Genomic DNA, 15,529 nt, shown 5'->3' with positions numbered 1-15,529 from the left:
TTTTAATCAAACAGGAGTTCTAACTATGGCAACCATGTATCCAGGTAAAATTGCATATTTTGAAGGCAATTATATTCCTATTGAAGATGCTAAGATAAGTATTATGACACATGCATTTAATTATGGAACGGGATTGTTTGAAGGTATCCGTGGTTATTATTCTGCAAACAAAAATGCCATTCTTATCTTTCGCTTAAAAGAACATATTGACCGACTTGTAAGAAATTGCCGTATTCTTTGTATGGAAATACCGGAGACACAGGAAGAAATAGAAGATATTTGTATTGAACTTGTTAAAAAGAGCGGTTTCAAAGAAGGCGTCTATATTCGTCCCATCATATATAAAAGTGAGTTATCATTAGGTCCTACCTTAAAAGGGGTTGAAAGCAAATTATGCTGTTATGTAATTAAATTAGGGGATTATTGTGATATTACTTCAGGTTTAGATGTATGTGTTTCATCATGGAGAAGACTTGCAGATAATGCAATTCCAAGCAGGGTAAAAGCCACTGGAAGTTATATTAACTCAGCATTAGCAGCATCCGAAGCAAAACAAGCAGGATTTAATGAGGCTATTTTCCTCAACGAACAAGGGATGGTTGTCGAGGGAAGTGCAATGAATATCTTTATAGTACATCAAGGAGAACTAATAACACCTCCTCGTTCGGAAACTATTCTTGTGGGTATTACAAGGAATACGATTATTGAACTCATCAAAAATGAGTTGGGACTTAATGTAATTGAACGTCCTATCGCACGAACCGAACTTTATGTTGCGGATGAGATATTCTTCTGTGGCACAGGTGCTCAAGTTGCACCCGTCCGTTCTGTAGACCGAAGAATTATTGGTTCAGGGCAACCTGGACCTATAACTAAAAAACTCCAGGAAATATACTTCAAAGTTGTTCAAGGTGAAATAGATAAATATAAACATTGGTGTACTACCGTTCCCTGTGAATAACATGTCCATAAAAAAGATATTTATTGCTGTTTTATCAATTCCGTGGTTCTGGTTAAACTATGTCGTCCTTTTAATAATTACCCTTCCTTTTTCTTTATTAGAAATCACTGTAAATGGGAAAAAAGTCCGTTCCGTTCCTATATGGGAATGTTACTTAAACCTTTTCCAATGGAAAGTCAATACTCAATTATTCATAATATTCGCAATACATATAGGACTTTCATTTTTAATTTGCCTTGTTATATGGTTAGTTCTTCATAAACCCGTATCTAAACATAAATCGGAGTAGTATGCTTTACAAAATAGATAATTTAAAAATACTGATTTGTGAAATTGGGAAAAAAATGTATCTTAATCAATACATTTCCTCTACCGATGGCAATATTAGTATTCGATTAGAAGAAGATAAATTCTTATGCACCCCCAGTAATACATGTAAAGGGGAATTAATACCTGAACAAATTTTACTCACAAACAATAAATGTGAAGTCTTAGAAGGTAAAGGAACGGTTTCATCTGAATTTTATACTCACTTATCAGCCTATGAAGAACGTCCAGATATTACATCTGTTGTCCATGCACATCCTATTTTTGCGACTGTGTTATCATTGTTAAATATATCCCTATGCACACCTATACTCCCCGAATTAGTTATGACATTAGGGGAAGTTCCCACTACAGACTACGCAACCCCTGGAAGCATAGAAGGTTCTACCATAATTAAACCTTGGATAAAAAATCATAATGCACTCTTACTCAAATCACACGGGGTTCTTACTGTAGGTAAAGACTTAAATCAGGCGTATTCTTATCTTGAACGAGTAGAACATTCTGCGAAAATTTTGTATTACGCCTACTTGTTAGGAAAACCCAATGTTTTGACAGAAGAACAATACGTTAAGTTATCAATAAAAACACACACAGCAGGGCAATAAAATTATTAATCAATTGTTACTATATTCTCCCATAACCACTTTAGGCCCTTTACTCCAAAACCACCATACATGTTCAAAAGTGGCTGTCATTCGGCTATATGTTAATACCTTTGCAGGGGCAAATGCATTATCCCACATTTCTTTCAACATCCCACTTTTACAACTTGCAAGATATACAAACTTTAAATTCGGGTTCTTTTTCATACTTTGAATATCTTCTACTCTTATGGTACCCTTCGAATACAAAATCCCATCTTCCATACCATGCGAAGCAATAAAAATCACTTCTGCATTTTCTAAAGCCTCTGTAAGGCTTTCCTTAGCAATAATCTTCTCTGATACACTTCCCCTCCCATATACTTTATATCCTGTCTTTACAATTGGGAAAAAAGCAACTTCAAAAATCCAATTCGGCAAATAATCAAGATTATCATACAAAACATACACCTTTGGAGAGTTTAATTGTGGATACATTAACATGCGAGAACATACGACAATAATCACTAATGAAAACGCACAACAAAATAAAAAAAGATTGATAATTTCAGTAAATAGCATTAGTTTCCTTCTTCTTAACCAAAACGATACAAAGGGTAAAGGATTGTCTGAGTTTAATAAAGCACCTCCCAAACCAAAGCATAAAAATAACAACCAACATAACACTAACTTTCTTGCAATGCTGATAAACCACAGTTCTACCTCCCACTGTTGGTAAAAATCAGGAAAGTATAAAATGATTATGGATAAAAGTGCTACTGTAATCAAAAGAAATATTATGAGTAATAGGAACCAAAAAAACAATACAATTGCTTGACTTACATGAAATTTAACTACCTCGTCTCTAATTCTTCTTCGAAATAACCACAAAATAGGGGCTAATCCTAAATAATTTAAAATAACAATAATCTTTCGAAATAAAATATTCCACATAAGACCTTTTCTTGTATTGAGGAAATAAATTGGTTATTGATAATTAAAACGTTATGCTTAATCATATCATAAATTTATAACAAAATTTTCTTTGAAATTTTCTTTATATATTTGATAGAATATTATCTCTAAAAATGATAATCACCAAAACGAAAAGGAGATTTTTTTCAACCAATGGCTAATATTAAATCACAAAAGAAACGTATTAAAACGAATGAACAAAGGAGATTAAAAAATACTTCCATTCGTTCCCGTATGAAAACGATGGTAAAAAAAGCCATTCAGAGTGTAAATAATGCTGATGATAAAACAAGACAATCTGCGATTTTAGAAGCAATTTCGACTATCGACCGTGCCTGTGCAAAGGGTGTCATCCACCGTAATTCAGCAGCTCGCAGAAAGTCCCGTTTAATGAAACGTATCAATAAGGCATTAACCGTAAACTAAATTTCTGTTAATTACCTGCCATCCGACGAAGTACCTTTATCAATTCGACTGTCCTATTTAATACATCTGTATAGCGAACTATTCCTTTTTTATCAATCAATACAAACTGGGGAATAAATTCTATTGAATAATTAACAAAAGTCTTCGTATCATCTGTATCCAATCCTACAGGGAACTCGATACGATATGTCTTGATATAGTTTTCGACCTCTTCTTCCTCTGATAAACCATCATGTACAGAAAGAATTGCCACATCTGAAACACCTTTATACAAATCAAACAAAGCTCGTGCCTCTTCAACATGTCTCATCCCAAAAGGTGTGGTATCAAAACCTCCCCAGAATAAAAGTAAAACAACTTTCCCCTGCAATTTCTGCAATGGATTCTCATTATCCTTATAATTAAACCATGCACGACATTCTATCTCAGGAGCAAGATTATCAATTATATGTCCTAATTTATTTCTCACTTCCTTATTTATAAATTTTTCCTGTTTCGGTTCAAATGGCTGAAGTGGTAAATTTATTAATGGATTTTCTTCGTATAAGTTAAAAGAAAACTCCGCACGTAAAAATCGAAGTGCATGCTCCACCACAAATTCCACTGTATTTACTTCAGGAACGGAATCGAATGTTATGTGAAAATTTCCCTCGTTATTTGTAATTGCAAATATTGGAAAATCAGTGTTTTTCGACTGTATAAATACTTTGTCTGCTCCCTCACCATTAGGTAAAGTTATTTTCCCCTTAATTTCAGGTAATTTTTTTACATAAATATTAGGTATAAAAACTTTCTTTTCATTCTGAAAATCTACAGGAACTTCTGGCAATGTTTCTGTTATAAAACCAGGTGGAGGAATAATCTTCACTTTAACCTTTTGAGAACTGGACTTTAATAAATACTTCCCCACATCATCAGTAAAAACAAAATCCTCAACTCCATTTTCTTCTTTAATAGCAACTTTTGCCAACTGACATGGAGTACCATCTTTAAGTGAAACAGTTCCCTCAATATATAATGGATCTTTAAATTCAAAATCTACTAACAATTCTTCCTGCTCATCCCCCGTAATAGATATTTCTTTAGGTATTGTATTCGGATAATCTGGATAGGACGCAAAGATTCGATACTCTCCTTTCCCAAGTCTATAACGATATAAACCCTCTTTATCTGTTTTCACTGGTAATATAAACGGCTCATTTCCTACTCCTTTTTGTATGCTAATTATCAATGCCTCTTTCACCCCTTTACCATCCTTTACTACTCTTCCTCTAATAATCACGCCTTTTTTTAATATTATATCCATACTCTTATTGTTTACTGGGATAAATGGTAAATAGGTATCTGCATAATCAATATGACCAACCAAGACACGAATAAATCCTTTTACTGGCATATTATCCAGAAGGATTTCACCATTATCATCACTACGAATCCAACCAAAACCTAATTCCGATATTTCTTCTGCTGGAATACAAAAGATATCTCCCACCCATAAACGACGGATATACGCACCCGAAACTGGCACAAGATTGGGATTTAGTATCCGTAATTTTTGAACAACACCGTTATAAAGATTGATATTTACATTAGTTTCATTCTTGGTTAATATTAAAGAAACACCTCCTATTTTTTTGTTACTATCTCTTGCAATCAATGAAACTTCACCCATTGGTATATCTGTGAAGGCAAATTGTCCTGCCTCATCCGTAACAACTTTAGATGCTCCTTTTATTGGATGAACACACCATACCGTTACATTTGAAGATGAAGAGCCTTCTGGTTGATAAACTTTTCCTTTAATTTCATAAGTGAATGAATCAATACACACGAACACAAAAATAATAACAAACAAAACAACACTATGCTTCTCTTTAAAAATACTGTATTTACAATTATTTTTCATCAAAACTATCAACTTTAGTTTAAGGCTTTTTAATAATCGGTAGTCCTACCACTTCATATATAACTTTACCAGAGTTATCTATCGCATAAGTTGTAGCTAATGAAGGTTGTTTCCCTCTATAAATTGGGATATTAAGTCCATTACAATCCACTGTTTTTTCTACTATAATTCCATATTGAACACTTTCACCCCATAGTTTCCGTATATTATCAAGAACCTCCTGAATCATTAACACTTCTTCTTCTTCTGCAAAAACAAAGAGAGCAGGTCCTTTATTATTATCTCTTGGATTTTTACCTTCAGGACATATCTGCACATATTTTTCTGGATTAAATACTATATTATTTGAGATATTTTCATCTTGTATTTTATCTATATAAATGTAGCCCAAATCTTTCGCTTCTCCTTCCTCAAAATGTAAAGGCGTAGATTCCCAAAGCAAAGTCCCATCAATACCATATATTTTGAAAACTATAGTTTTTTTTGGCACTACAGACTCCCATTTTACCGACCCATCCTCATTAGAAAGAATTTGCCATAAAACATATTCCTGATTTGTTCGCTCATCAACAAAAATACATGAAAATATTAAACCGCTAATAGGTTTCCCCTGCTTACTTAAAAGAATCCCTTTAACTTTACCTAATTTACCTAATGGCACTTCATATACTTTACTTAAATCATTATCTACTATTAAAAATAAATTTCCTTCATTATCTTCTGGTACTTCTACATAGCCAAATATATTCCCCTTTTCTGGAAAAGTTGTAATATTTATTTCCAGTGGATTTTGAGTATTTCCAATATACCAGCCTAACTGTGTAGGGTTTATTAGATTGGCGATTACAGTTTTATTTTCAGGCACAGTTCCATTTACAGCAACCGTTTTTATCTTAAGGGAATTTAATCGTTTCACCCATACACAGGGGAGTTCTATTTCTTTATCAGACACCAACACCCTTATTTGAGATGGCTGAGGCATTGAATACCCTGGAATAGTTTCAAATTTAACTAAAGCTTGTCCCTGTGTTACCTTCCCTTGAAATTTTCCCTTTGAACCTGTTGTTAATACAAGTGATTTTCGTCCCCCTTGTTCAATTACAACACGTGCTCCTGCCACAGGTTCGCCTGATATAGCATCTCCAATAGTTCCATAAAGCCAGGTAGAAGGACAAACCTGTAATTTCAGATATTCACCTAATGGGTTGCTTATCTTCTTTGTTTCCCATCCTGTACTTGATAAACGGCTCGTTTCTGCTTTACAAAGATATACTCCCGTATTTAATCGTATTGTAAATTCCCCGTCATTATCCGTTTGTACAAAAACACTTTCAAAAGGTGGCTGAGTATTCTTGATAATTACATCAGCATTGGCAACTTTAACTTGTTTATCTAATTGAATAGTCCAAACAGAACCCAACACTACACAACCCTTCGACAATTGTATTTTAGCCTCCATCCCAGGCGTAACACTTTCTAATGTTGCCACTGCATAATCTGGATGTACTACCTTAATCGAAATTGCTTGTTCTTTAGGAACTTTATCTATAGTGAAGAAACCATCAGTATTAGATACTATCTTTTTATAGCCATATTTAACTAATTTCGAATAAGGAATGGCTACTTTTTCAGAACCTAATATAGCAAATCGTTCGACCTCAACCCCAGGTACACCCTTCTCTTTTCCTTTCTCATCAGTATAAACAGTAAACCCTGTTACTTTATCTGGAGCGGAAAGAATAATTTCAACATTGGAAATTTCTTCCTCTGTTGGCAAATTAATATGAATGCCTCCCCATGCTTTACCTTCTGATGTAGCAAAGAAACCTGATGGTCCTTCTCTCAATCCTAAAAAAGCAAATTTCCCCTCACTATCAGTCCATGTTTGTAAAAGAGGTTCAGACAACCCCTGTTCGCAATACACCTCCGCCTTTAACACAGGAGTGCCTCTTTCATCAATAACTTTCCCTCTTACGATGCAATTGCCTGCAAAACTATTAAAGAAAATCAAACAACAAAAGATATTAAAGAAAATATATATTTTCATATTATAGAAATTATCTTTGAATATATTGGATGACACTTCTTGTTAATCCCTGATAATCAATATGATAGGTAGTTCTTAATGCTTCTTCGGTATTCTCACTTTGTTTTAGTGCTTGAATAAAATTGAGGAACCTCCCCTGACCATATTTATTCCATAACATATTTATTACAGCGTGAGATTGTGTATAAGCAATTGACATTTTTGCATCAGATGCAAAAACATCATTAATAGTTACTTTTTCAAGATTCTTATATGATATTAATCCGTTATTATTGTTAATAGTATCCAGTAATATCTTCTTTTCTCGTTCTGTAAATTCTCGAGAAAGAGTCTCTGCCAAACCTTCATTAACCCACCATGGAACTTTATCTTTTAACAATTCATACATCACCACATGAACATACTCATGATAAATTCTTCGTTTAATTTCATCATCAGGCAAGATATTCCCTTTATTGTTGATAACAGGGATGCGTATTTTACCATCATAAACACCACCTACTGTCTGCCCTAACTGAACAACAGCATTGAACTGTTCAACATCATATAATATTACCTGAATGGGTCCTTGTGGAAATACACCTCCAAATTTTCTACCTATTTCTAAATAGGCTCTTTCTAACACAGATAGCACCTGTGAACGAATTTGGTATGTTATCTCCTTCGGATAAGTTAATTTAAAGTGCCGTGATTGTGATACAGTTCTATTAAATGATTTTTCAACTACCTCTTCCCTACATGCTTTTTCGTATCTTTCTTTTAATTCTTTCCGTTTAGGGTCAACTTGCAAAACATATTCCCACTGAGTTCGTGCTGACAAAATATCATTGTCTCTGTAATACGCCTCACCAAGTAATTCATGGGCATCCAAATAACCTGGCTTTAACCTAATGGATGTTTCAAGATGTCGAATTGCATCAGCCAATTGCCCTGTATTCAACAAAAAAGCACCTAATTGAAGATGAGCAAGAAAGTTATTATTATCTACTTTCAAAGCATCATTTACTAAATTTATTGCCTCGCGATATTCATTCTTCTTCGCCTTTTCATCTGCCAACGCTTGTAAAGAATTAGTCAAATTCTTTCTTACAACCTTACTATTAGGTTCCAAAGATAATGCCTGATATAACAATGTTATTGCTTTTTCATAATCATGTCGGTTATATGCCTCTACTCCTTGATTATTTAATTCCATAGCCTCTATAGAGTAGGCTTGGAATAATGGTATCCCCAAAAACAAAATGGTATAGATACATTTTAACTTCCAATTAAAAACCATCCAACTTATTCCTTACAAACAACAATCGCATCAATTTCAACAGGTATTCCAGCAGGTAACTGGCTAACACCAACACACGAACGGGCAGGATAATTCGATGAAAAATATTTACTATAGATTTTATTAAAATCTGGGAAAAGACTCATATCTGTCAAAAAAACGGTTACTTTCACAACATCTGACAAATCACAACCACAATCATTTAAGATTAGCTTTAAATTTTCTAACGTATACTCTACCTGTTCCTCAAAAGTACCTTTAATTGGACCAGAACCATCTCTACTAAATGGTCCTTGTCCAGAGACAAATAATAAATTACCAACCTTTACTACATGCGAATAAGGCCCTATCGCAGGAGGACCTTTTTTTGAATTAATAGGCTCTTTTAACATTTTTGTTTTTACCTTTTTCTAAAAACGTAATATTAAATAAAAATATAGACTTTTATTATCATAAATTTACTTGCTATATTATACATCTATTTTAAAAAATCTCATCTGCCTTTACGTATTAATCGAAACTGAGGTTTTTACAAATGCGATGGAAATTTATCGACCAATTCCGTGGATTTGCTATATTGAGCATGATTTTCGTCAATGTTTGCAATGAATTTGATACATCCTTTAGTTGGTTTCGTCATCATACGTACGGTGCTACTTTTGCCGACTTCGTAGCACCTGCTTTTATTTTCATCGTCGGCTTTTCTTACAGATTATCTTACACTAAGAATGCACAACATCTTAAAAAAAGTGAATTACATAAAAAAATAATAAAAAGGTATGTAATTATAACATTTCTTGGCTTTATTTATGGACATTTTGACTTCTATGTTTCCGTTTGGGATGCTTTAACTGACATTGGAATCGCAGGGCTATTAATTTATCCTTTTATTGGCACTTCATCTACGTTTATACTATCTGCAGGCTTCTTATATTTACTCATATACCAGTTACTATTTTCTCTTACGCACTACGGTAATTGGCTTATGGCAAATTCAATCGATGGTGGACCTTTAGGACCTCTTAGTTGGGTTTTTATTTTAGCTTGGGGTTCTGTATGTGCAATACATTTTGAGAAAAATAAAAATGTTTTTCCTAAAACGTTTTCGTATTGGTTATTAGGTGGTATTATACTTACTCTTTTCGGCTGGATTCTTGCTCATCCCATATCCATATTACCAATGTCTTCTCTACCTTTCACTCAAAAAGGGATGACTGCATCTTATTCCCTTTTCTTTGCTGGTTTGTGCTCCACATCCCTTTGTACATTCTATCTAATCAATGAAAAAATAAATATAATTGTTAAACCTTTCACAACTATGGGTAAAAACTCCTTAGTTCTATACTTCCTTCAAGCTATTCTAATAGTTATCCTGAGACTTATACTTCCAGAATATCTCTATAATTACTCAATGACCCCATATATTGCCTCAATAGGTATACTATTGTTATGCTTTATTGTAGCTAAAATGTTGGAAATCAAATCTATATACATAAAAGTATAAAAATAAAGAAAGGATACTATTATGTTAAGTGTTATTATTTTATTAAGTTCATTTTTGTCTGAACCTTTCTTCCAAAAAGAGAATATTTTTCCTCCAAACGATAAACACAACCATGGCTCAAGCATCGTGGAAACATCAGAAGGTACATTACTAACAGTTTGGTTTCATGGCTCAGGTGAAAGGACTAGTGACGATGTCATGTTGCAAGGAGCCAGAAAAAAGGCAAGCAAAGACCGTTGGTGTGACCCTTTCGTTATGGCAGATACTCCAGACCTTCCTGATTGTAATCCTGTACTTTTTATTGACCCAAGACAAGTACTTTGGCTATTTTGGATTACGGTTCAGGACAATCAATGGGGTGGGTCATTATTAAAATATCGTATTTCTGAAGATTATGAGAAAGATGGACCGCCACGCTGGAAGTGGCAAGATGTTATTCATGTACGTCCTTTAAATTTAGAAGAAAAATTCTTAGAAGTCATTGAAAAAGGTCAACCTGCCATCGATATGCTTACAAATATAGAACCCGAGTTAAAAAAGGAAATTGAATTTGCAAAAGTTTCCGCCCAAACAAAACTATCCCAGCGATTAGGTTGGATGACTCGCATTCATCCAATTATGATTACGGAGCAACGGATAATGCTTGGCCTTTATTCCGACGTCTTCAATTGCTCTTTGGCTGGATTTACGGATGACTGGGGAGAACATTGGTTTTTTAGCAATCCTATATTAGACCCTGAAATAAAAAATATTTCAAATATTCAACCCAGTTTTGTAAAGAAAAAGGACGGAACCATTGTTGCGTTTATGCGTGATAATGGCATTCCAAAACGAGTACGAACTGCATATTCAAAAGATATGGGGATGACATGGTCCAATGTGTCCATGTTAGAAATTCCTAACCCTGGTTCCAGTGTAGAATGTATCACATTAAAGAGTGGCAAATGGGCATTAGTCTGTAATGACACAATAAATGGTAGACATAAATTGAGTGTATATTTATCTGATGATGAAGGTGAAACATGGAAATGGAGTAAAGCCATCGAAGAAACAGAATTTGGTAAAGGAAATTACTCTTATCCCTCTGTGATTCAAACACATGATGGACTTATTCATTGCTCTTACTCATGTAAAGATGAGGATACCAAGGGCTCTACAATACGACACGCTTGGTTTAATGAGGATTGGATAATATCGAATTAGTTTTTATGTATATGTGCTTTATGAATTGACAGGCACTAACTTATCGAGAAATGCTTTAATATCTGACTTTGTAGAAACAACAACCTCAACCTTTTTACCTGAGGAATGTTCTAAATCCTCAATTGCAACAAGGTCAATCGGATTAGCAAGAGCAACCGTTATGGTATCTTCAGTCATTCTAATAGGTATGCACAAATGTTGTTTCAATATCCTTGTAGGTACTGCCTCGACAGCCTCTTGTGATATGTTTGCCTCAGTTAACATTTCAAATGGCACATTGCATTGACAAGCCAATGCTTGTGCTACTGCATATTCGGAAACAAAACCATATTCAGTTAAAATGTCCCCTAAATGCTTCATTGGGGTCTGCTTCTGTATTTTAAGAGCTTCTTCTAATTGTCCCTTTTCGATAATACCTGCGGTAAGAAGAATTTCACCCAAATTCGGCTTTTTCTTCCTCCGTATAATTGTTGTCGAGGCATTTATTATCTTTTCTCTCTCCTGAGTTTTAATCTCTACATCTTCTTTCGTTCTTTCAACCTCGTCTAAAATATTTTTTATATTTTCCTTTACATTGCTATCTTCTAACAGAGGTATTAACTCTTTTATCTTTAAAAACTCTTTAATTTGTTTTTGTAATAATTTGTTCTCATCCTTAACCTTTAATAGGGTCTTCTCCAGTAGTGTATATGACTCAATACTTGGCAATTTTTCAATTTGTTTTTTAAGTTCTTCTATCTTTTCTTCTAAACTTAACTTTTCTTGTTCTAATTCTCCCTTACTTGATAAAATCCTTTCAATTTCCTCATCTTTCTTGTTCAAATGCTGTTTTAGTTGCTCATTCTCCGCATTTAAATTATTAACATTATTCCTTAACTCTTCTATATATTCTTTTGAAGGTGCTTCGTTTAAATCATTTTGCAGTTTAACTACCTCTTCTTCAAGTGAAATCATCTGCTCCCTTAATGAAGAAAGACTTTTTTCCAAATCTTCTTTTTCTTCTTTCAAATTGGAACTGATTATTTTTTCTTCTCGCAGGATATTTTCCAGATGTTGAAGTTTACTCTCTTTGTCTTTAAGCTCATTTTTAAGGTTTTCTAATTCTTTATCTGAAGGAAGTAATTTTATTTTTTCTTCCAATGCCTGTTTACTACTTGCTAATTCCCTATTTTCACTTTCTAATCGAGAAATATCCATTGATACCTTTTGGTATCTCTCTTGCAAATCCTTAAATTCACCAATCTCTACTTTTAACTGATTAATCTCATCTTGTTTTTCTTTAAGTTTCTGCATTAAAATATCGACTTCATCTTTTTTTGGTAATTCATCAACTAACTTTTTCAATTCTTTATTCTCTTTCTCCTTCTCCTCAATTAAATTTTTCAATGATTCTAACTCATTTTGCAACTCTATTTTTTGTCTTTCACTCTTTTCATATAAATCCTTTATAGCATCATACTCTCTCATAATTTGATTATATTTATCTAAATTAACAGACTTATCTAATTCTTTTTCTAACTCAACAATTCTATCCTTACTATCCTTCAATTCGGTATTCAAAGTTGCCAACTGTTCCTCTGGATTAGATTGCTCCATCAACATTTTTAATTGTTGTATTTGTTTATCCTTTTCCTCAATTTCATGATGCAATTGGCTTATTTCTTTATTCCTCTGTTCAGACAACTCAGCCAATTCTTTTTGAAGGCTTCCTAATTCTTTTTCTAAAGATGTTAAACCATTAACTGTTTCCTGATATCGTATATCAATCTCATCATACTGCTTTTTAAGCGAATCATATTCTTCCTGCTTTAGATTAATTTTATCCTCTAATTCTTTTACCTTTTCTTGAAGTTCATCTCTTTCCGCCTTATATTTCGATTCTATCTCTATTTCCCCTTCGGTTTTTAAACCTACTTCCGTGCCTAATTTTAATTTGTCTATTTCATTCTTTAATTTATCAACAGTTTCTTTTAACTCACCAAGTTCTTTTTCTTTCTGTTTACTTTCCAATAAAAGATTTTCAAGCTCGTTCTCTTTATTTGTTAATTCGTAAATTTTTTCATCAAGTAAATTTCTTAGATTCTCTATCTCTGAATCAACTTCTCTTTTTTCCAGTAATAAATTTTCAAAAGCCTTACCCCATGTCTCAAACTCTTCTTGAATTGACTTCCAATTTTCGCTAATCTCTTTCCTTGTCTTCGAAAAATTCATGTACTGATGTTTTATAGCAGTATGAAGTTTTAATAAAAATTCTTGAGATGTTTTAGATGTCTTATCATTCAATTCAAATATATCAGAAAATAACTTCTTCATTTTTTCAAACTGCTCATTAAAGTCCGCTGTCATATCCTGGGTTCCTTATTCTATTTTAGGTATCCTTTCAATAATTATCATACATATATCCATTCTATAAACCCAAATAAAATATTATACATCTTAATTAGAGACATTTGTCAATAATATTTCTCTATAAATTTCCTCAAATATTTTACTTTTTATTATTATATCTATTATATTTATTTGTACACATTTATTTGTTTTTGGAATCGATTACTATTTATAACTAAATGATATTGCAAAAAGGATATATTCAATGCCAAAAGAAAAAGTACTTACTGTTGAAGACATCGCTGAGTTCTTGAAATTAAAACCTTTGACTATTAGACAAATGTTTAGAACGGGAAAACTCAGAGGATTTAAAATCGGCAAGTCATGGAGAACAACTGAAACATTTCTTATTGAAGATTTGAATAAAATGGCTAAAAAGTTTGGCGTTTATATTCCAAAAGAGTCAAAATCAAAATCTATCAGTAAAAAAGATATTCATAAAACAATTGAAGAAGATGATGAAATTTATCCTAATAAAAAAACATCACGTAGAAAAAACAAATATGATATGAATATCGGTTCCTTATTTGATATCGATGATGAAGATGAATAATTCATAAAATAAAAATCCCCAGCACTAATCATGCTGGGGATTTTTATTTTTATCTACTCTTAATTATCTACTTTGCATGTTTAGACAAATAATCTGCGACACCCTTAAAATTAGGTTTCATTGCTTCTTGTCCCTTTTTCCAGTTTGCTGGGCATACGTCTCCATGTTCTTCATGATATTGAATTGCATCAAGAACACGAAGTGCTTCATCTACACTACGTCCAATAGGTAAGTCATTAATCAAAATATGACGGACTATCAACTCTTTATCCATAATAAACAAACCCCGTAAAGCAACTGCATCGTTAATTAATACCCCATAATCTTTTGAGATTTTTTTAGTTAAATCTGACACCAATGGATAACGAATTTTCCCAATTCCACCCTTTTCAACAGGTGTGTTTCGCCACGCCCAGTGTGTAAAATGAGAATCAACAGACACACCAATAACCTCACAGGATCTTGATTTAAACTCATCTAAACGCTTATCAAAAGCTAAAATTTCCGAAGGACACACAAAAGTGAAATCTAAGGGATAAAAGAAAAGTAACACATAGTTTCCCTTATAATCAGATAGCTGGAATTTCTCGTTAAATGTATCATCTGGCATTACCGCAGTTGCTGTAAAATCAGGAGCAGGCTTTTGAACTTGAACTACACACATAATAATCTCCTTCTAATAATTTGTTTGTTTATATTTTTTGCTCGACCCGAATTCAAACTTTTAAACAGAAATAGGATTTATTTTATTCCTAAAAAAATAAATAACAGAATAAGTTCTATGCCTGCGGGGCTCCAGTAATATCTGCAATAATTAAAGGATTAACAACTCTTTGTCCTAATTCTTTATCAATCCAATAAATTCCACCTGGTGCATCACCCACCATACGGATTCTTTGCAGAATATCATCTGCATTTGCTTCTTCTTCTACTTGTTCATTTATAAACCAATCTAAAAACAGTCTTGTAGAACGGTCACCCTCTTTCTCTGCAACTTCGGCTAAATGATGAATACACTCAGTGATATGACATTCATGTTTATATACCGCTTCAAATGCGTCCGCTGGATTTTTCCAACTACGGTCAGGTTCTTTAATTTCATACAATTCAACCTTACCACCTCTTTCATATATATAATTTTCAAACTTACGTGCATGGAACAACTCTTCTTGAACCTGAATTTTTAACCAGTTTGCAAAACCTTTTAAATTTAACGATTCAAAATATGCCCTCATTGATGCATATAAATAAGCCGAATATAGTTCTTCATTAATTTGCTTATTTAATGCTTTTAACATTTTTTCTTTAATCATATGTTTCCCTTTCCTTAATTGTTAAATTTTACATTAATAGATTAACATATTTTTAAACACAAA

At 33.0% G+C, this 15,529-nt stretch carries 14 protein-coding genes; 6 read left to right on the top strand and 8 right to left on the bottom strand.

Going from position 1 to position 15,529, the window contains the following annotated elements:
* The first annotated feature begins 25 nt into the window (after positions 1 to 25).
* Positions 26 to 961 carry a branched-chain amino acid transaminase gene (locus tag PLJ10_00415; GenBank protein ID HOK08104.1) on the top strand — a complete coding sequence of 312 codons (936 nt, stop codon included), beginning with the start codon at positions 26 to 28 and terminating at the stop codon, positions 959 to 961.
* A gap of 290 nt (positions 962 to 1,251) precedes the next feature.
* Positions 1,252 to 1,896 (top strand): class II aldolase/adducin family protein, encoded by a 645-nt coding sequence (locus PLJ10_00410; GenBank protein ID HOK08103.1) that lies wholly within the window; start codon positions 1,252 to 1,254, stop codon positions 1,894 to 1,896.
* Between the two features lie 9 nt (positions 1,897 to 1,905).
* Here PLJ10_00410 and PLJ10_00405 read toward each other — a convergent pair whose 3' ends face one another.
* A complete protein-coding gene (locus PLJ10_00405) occupies positions 1,906 to 2,826 on the bottom strand; it encodes a hypothetical protein (GenBank protein ID HOK08102.1) in 921 nt (306 codons plus the stop codon).
* Positions 2,827 to 3,000: 174 nt separating this feature from the next.
* Between PLJ10_00405 and rpsT the strand changes: the two genes are divergently transcribed.
* Positions 3,001 to 3,273, top strand: coding sequence for a 30S ribosomal protein S20 (gene rpsT, locus PLJ10_00400; protein ID HOK08101.1), 273 nt, complete (start codon positions 3,001 to 3,003; stop codon positions 3,271 to 3,273).
* A 7-nt stretch (positions 3,274 to 3,280) separates the two neighbouring features.
* On the opposite strand, the gene PLJ10_00395 is transcribed toward rpsT, so the two are convergent.
* Genes PLJ10_00395 through PLJ10_00380 form a run of 4 tightly spaced genes read right to left on the bottom strand, consistent with a single transcriptional unit; the run spans position 3,281 to position 8,897 of the window.
* Positions 3,281 to 5,179, bottom strand: coding sequence for a redoxin domain-containing protein (locus PLJ10_00395; protein HOK08100.1), 1,899 nt, complete (start codon positions 5,177 to 5,179; stop codon positions 3,281 to 3,283).
* A gap of 19 nt (positions 5,180 to 5,198) precedes the next feature.
* Positions 5,199 to 7,226 carry a carboxypeptidase-like regulatory domain-containing protein gene (locus PLJ10_00390; protein ID HOK08099.1) on the bottom strand — a complete coding sequence of 676 codons (2,028 nt, stop codon included), beginning with the start codon at positions 7,224 to 7,226 and terminating at the stop codon, positions 5,199 to 5,201.
* Between the two features lie 10 nt (positions 7,227 to 7,236).
* The gene (locus PLJ10_00385; GenBank protein HOK08098.1) at positions 7,237 to 8,505 is read right to left on the bottom strand and encodes a tetratricopeptide repeat protein; all 1,269 of its coding nucleotides are present in this window, start codon (positions 8,503 to 8,505) and stop codon (positions 7,237 to 7,239) included.
* A gap of 5 nt (positions 8,506 to 8,510) precedes the next feature.
* Positions 8,511 to 8,897 carry a RidA family protein gene (locus PLJ10_00380; GenBank protein HOK08097.1) on the bottom strand — a complete coding sequence of 129 codons (387 nt, stop codon included), beginning with the start codon at positions 8,895 to 8,897 and terminating at the stop codon, positions 8,511 to 8,513.
* A gap of 143 nt (positions 8,898 to 9,040) precedes the next feature.
* On the opposite strand from PLJ10_00380, the gene PLJ10_00375 reads away from it, so the two are divergent.
* The gene (locus tag PLJ10_00375) at positions 9,041 to 10,009 is read left to right on the top strand and encodes a heparan-alpha-glucosaminide N-acetyltransferase domain-containing protein (protein ID HOK08096.1); all 969 of its coding nucleotides are present in this window, start codon (positions 9,041 to 9,043) and stop codon (positions 10,007 to 10,009) included.
* A gap of 21 nt (positions 10,010 to 10,030) precedes the next feature.
* Positions 10,031 to 11,212, top strand: coding sequence for an exo-alpha-sialidase (locus PLJ10_00370; GenBank protein ID HOK08095.1), 1,182 nt, complete (start codon positions 10,031 to 10,033; stop codon positions 11,210 to 11,212).
* Positions 11,213 to 11,230: 18 nt separating this feature from the next.
* On the opposite strand, the gene PLJ10_00365 is transcribed toward PLJ10_00370, so the two are convergent.
* Positions 11,231 to 13,558 carry a hypothetical protein gene (locus PLJ10_00365; GenBank protein HOK08094.1) on the bottom strand — a complete coding sequence of 776 codons (2,328 nt, stop codon included), beginning with the start codon at positions 13,556 to 13,558 and terminating at the stop codon, positions 11,231 to 11,233.
* Positions 13,559 to 13,805: 247 nt separating this feature from the next.
* Here PLJ10_00365 and PLJ10_00360 point away from each other — a divergent pair, with 247 nt between their 5' ends.
* Entirely contained in the window at positions 13,806 to 14,153 is a 348-nt protein-coding gene (locus tag PLJ10_00360) for a helix-turn-helix domain-containing protein (GenBank protein HOK08093.1), read from the top strand.
* Positions 14,154 to 14,220: 67 nt separating this feature from the next.
* Here the strand turns inward: PLJ10_00360 and PLJ10_00355 are convergent, their stop codons facing one another.
* Positions 14,221 to 14,817 (bottom strand): peroxiredoxin, encoded by a 597-nt coding sequence (locus PLJ10_00355; protein HOK08092.1) that lies wholly within the window; start codon positions 14,815 to 14,817, stop codon positions 14,221 to 14,223.
* Positions 14,818 to 14,932: 115 nt separating this feature from the next.
* Positions 14,933 to 15,466, bottom strand: coding sequence for a ferritin (locus PLJ10_00350; GenBank protein ID HOK08091.1), 534 nt, complete (start codon positions 15,464 to 15,466; stop codon positions 14,933 to 14,935).
* Positions 15,467 to 15,529: the final 63 nt, after the last annotated feature.

The organism is Candidatus Hydrogenedens sp. (assembly GCA_035361075.1).
GTDB lineage: Bacteria > Hydrogenedentota > Hydrogenedentia > Hydrogenedentales > Hydrogenedentaceae > Hydrogenedens.
This window is presented reverse-complemented; position numbering and strand designations above follow the sequence as displayed.

Bases quoted from the DNA above. Each gene is read 5' to 3' on its own strand.
- PLJ10_00405 (HOK08102.1), bottom strand. From the start codon at position 2,826: ATGTGGAATATTTTATTTCGAAAGATTATTGTTATTTTAAATTATTTA.
- PLJ10_00365 (HOK08094.1), bottom strand. From the start codon at position 13,558: ATGACAGCGGACTTTAATGAGCAGTTTGAAAAAATGAAGAAGTTATTT.
- PLJ10_00380 (HOK08097.1), bottom strand. From the start codon at position 8,897: ATGTTAAAAGAGCCTATTAATTCAAAAAAAGGTCCTCCTGCGATAGGG.
- PLJ10_00385 (HOK08098.1), bottom strand. From the start codon at position 8,505: ATGGTTTTTAATTGGAAGTTAAAATGTATCTATACCATTTTGTTTTTG.
- PLJ10_00355 (HOK08092.1), bottom strand. From the start codon at position 14,817: ATGTGTGTAGTTCAAGTTCAAAAGCCTGCTCCTGATTTTACAGCAACT.
- PLJ10_00350 (HOK08091.1), bottom strand. From the start codon at position 15,466: ATGATTAAAGAAAAAATGTTAAAAGCATTAAATAAGCAAATTAATGAA.
- PLJ10_00360 (HOK08093.1), top strand. From the start codon at position 13,806: ATGCCAAAAGAAAAAGTACTTACTGTTGAAGACATCGCTGAGTTCTTG.
- PLJ10_00375 (HOK08096.1), top strand. From the start codon at position 9,041: ATGCGATGGAAATTTATCGACCAATTCCGTGGATTTGCTATATTGAGC.
- PLJ10_00410 (HOK08103.1), top strand. From the start codon at position 1,252: ATGCTTTACAAAATAGATAATTTAAAAATACTGATTTGTGAAATTGGG.
- rpsT (HOK08101.1), top strand. From the start codon at position 3,001: ATGGCTAATATTAAATCACAAAAGAAACGTATTAAAACGAATGAACAA.
- PLJ10_00370 (HOK08095.1), top strand. From the start codon at position 10,031: ATGTTAAGTGTTATTATTTTATTAAGTTCATTTTTGTCTGAACCTTTC.
- PLJ10_00390 (HOK08099.1), bottom strand. From the start codon at position 7,226: ATGAAAATATATATTTTCTTTAATATCTTTTGTTGTTTGATTTTCTTT.
- PLJ10_00395 (HOK08100.1), bottom strand. From the start codon at position 5,179: ATGAAAAATAATTGTAAATACAGTATTTTTAAAGAGAAGCATAGTGTT.
- PLJ10_00415 (HOK08104.1), top strand. From the start codon at position 26: ATGGCAACCATGTATCCAGGTAAAATTGCATATTTTGAAGGCAATTAT.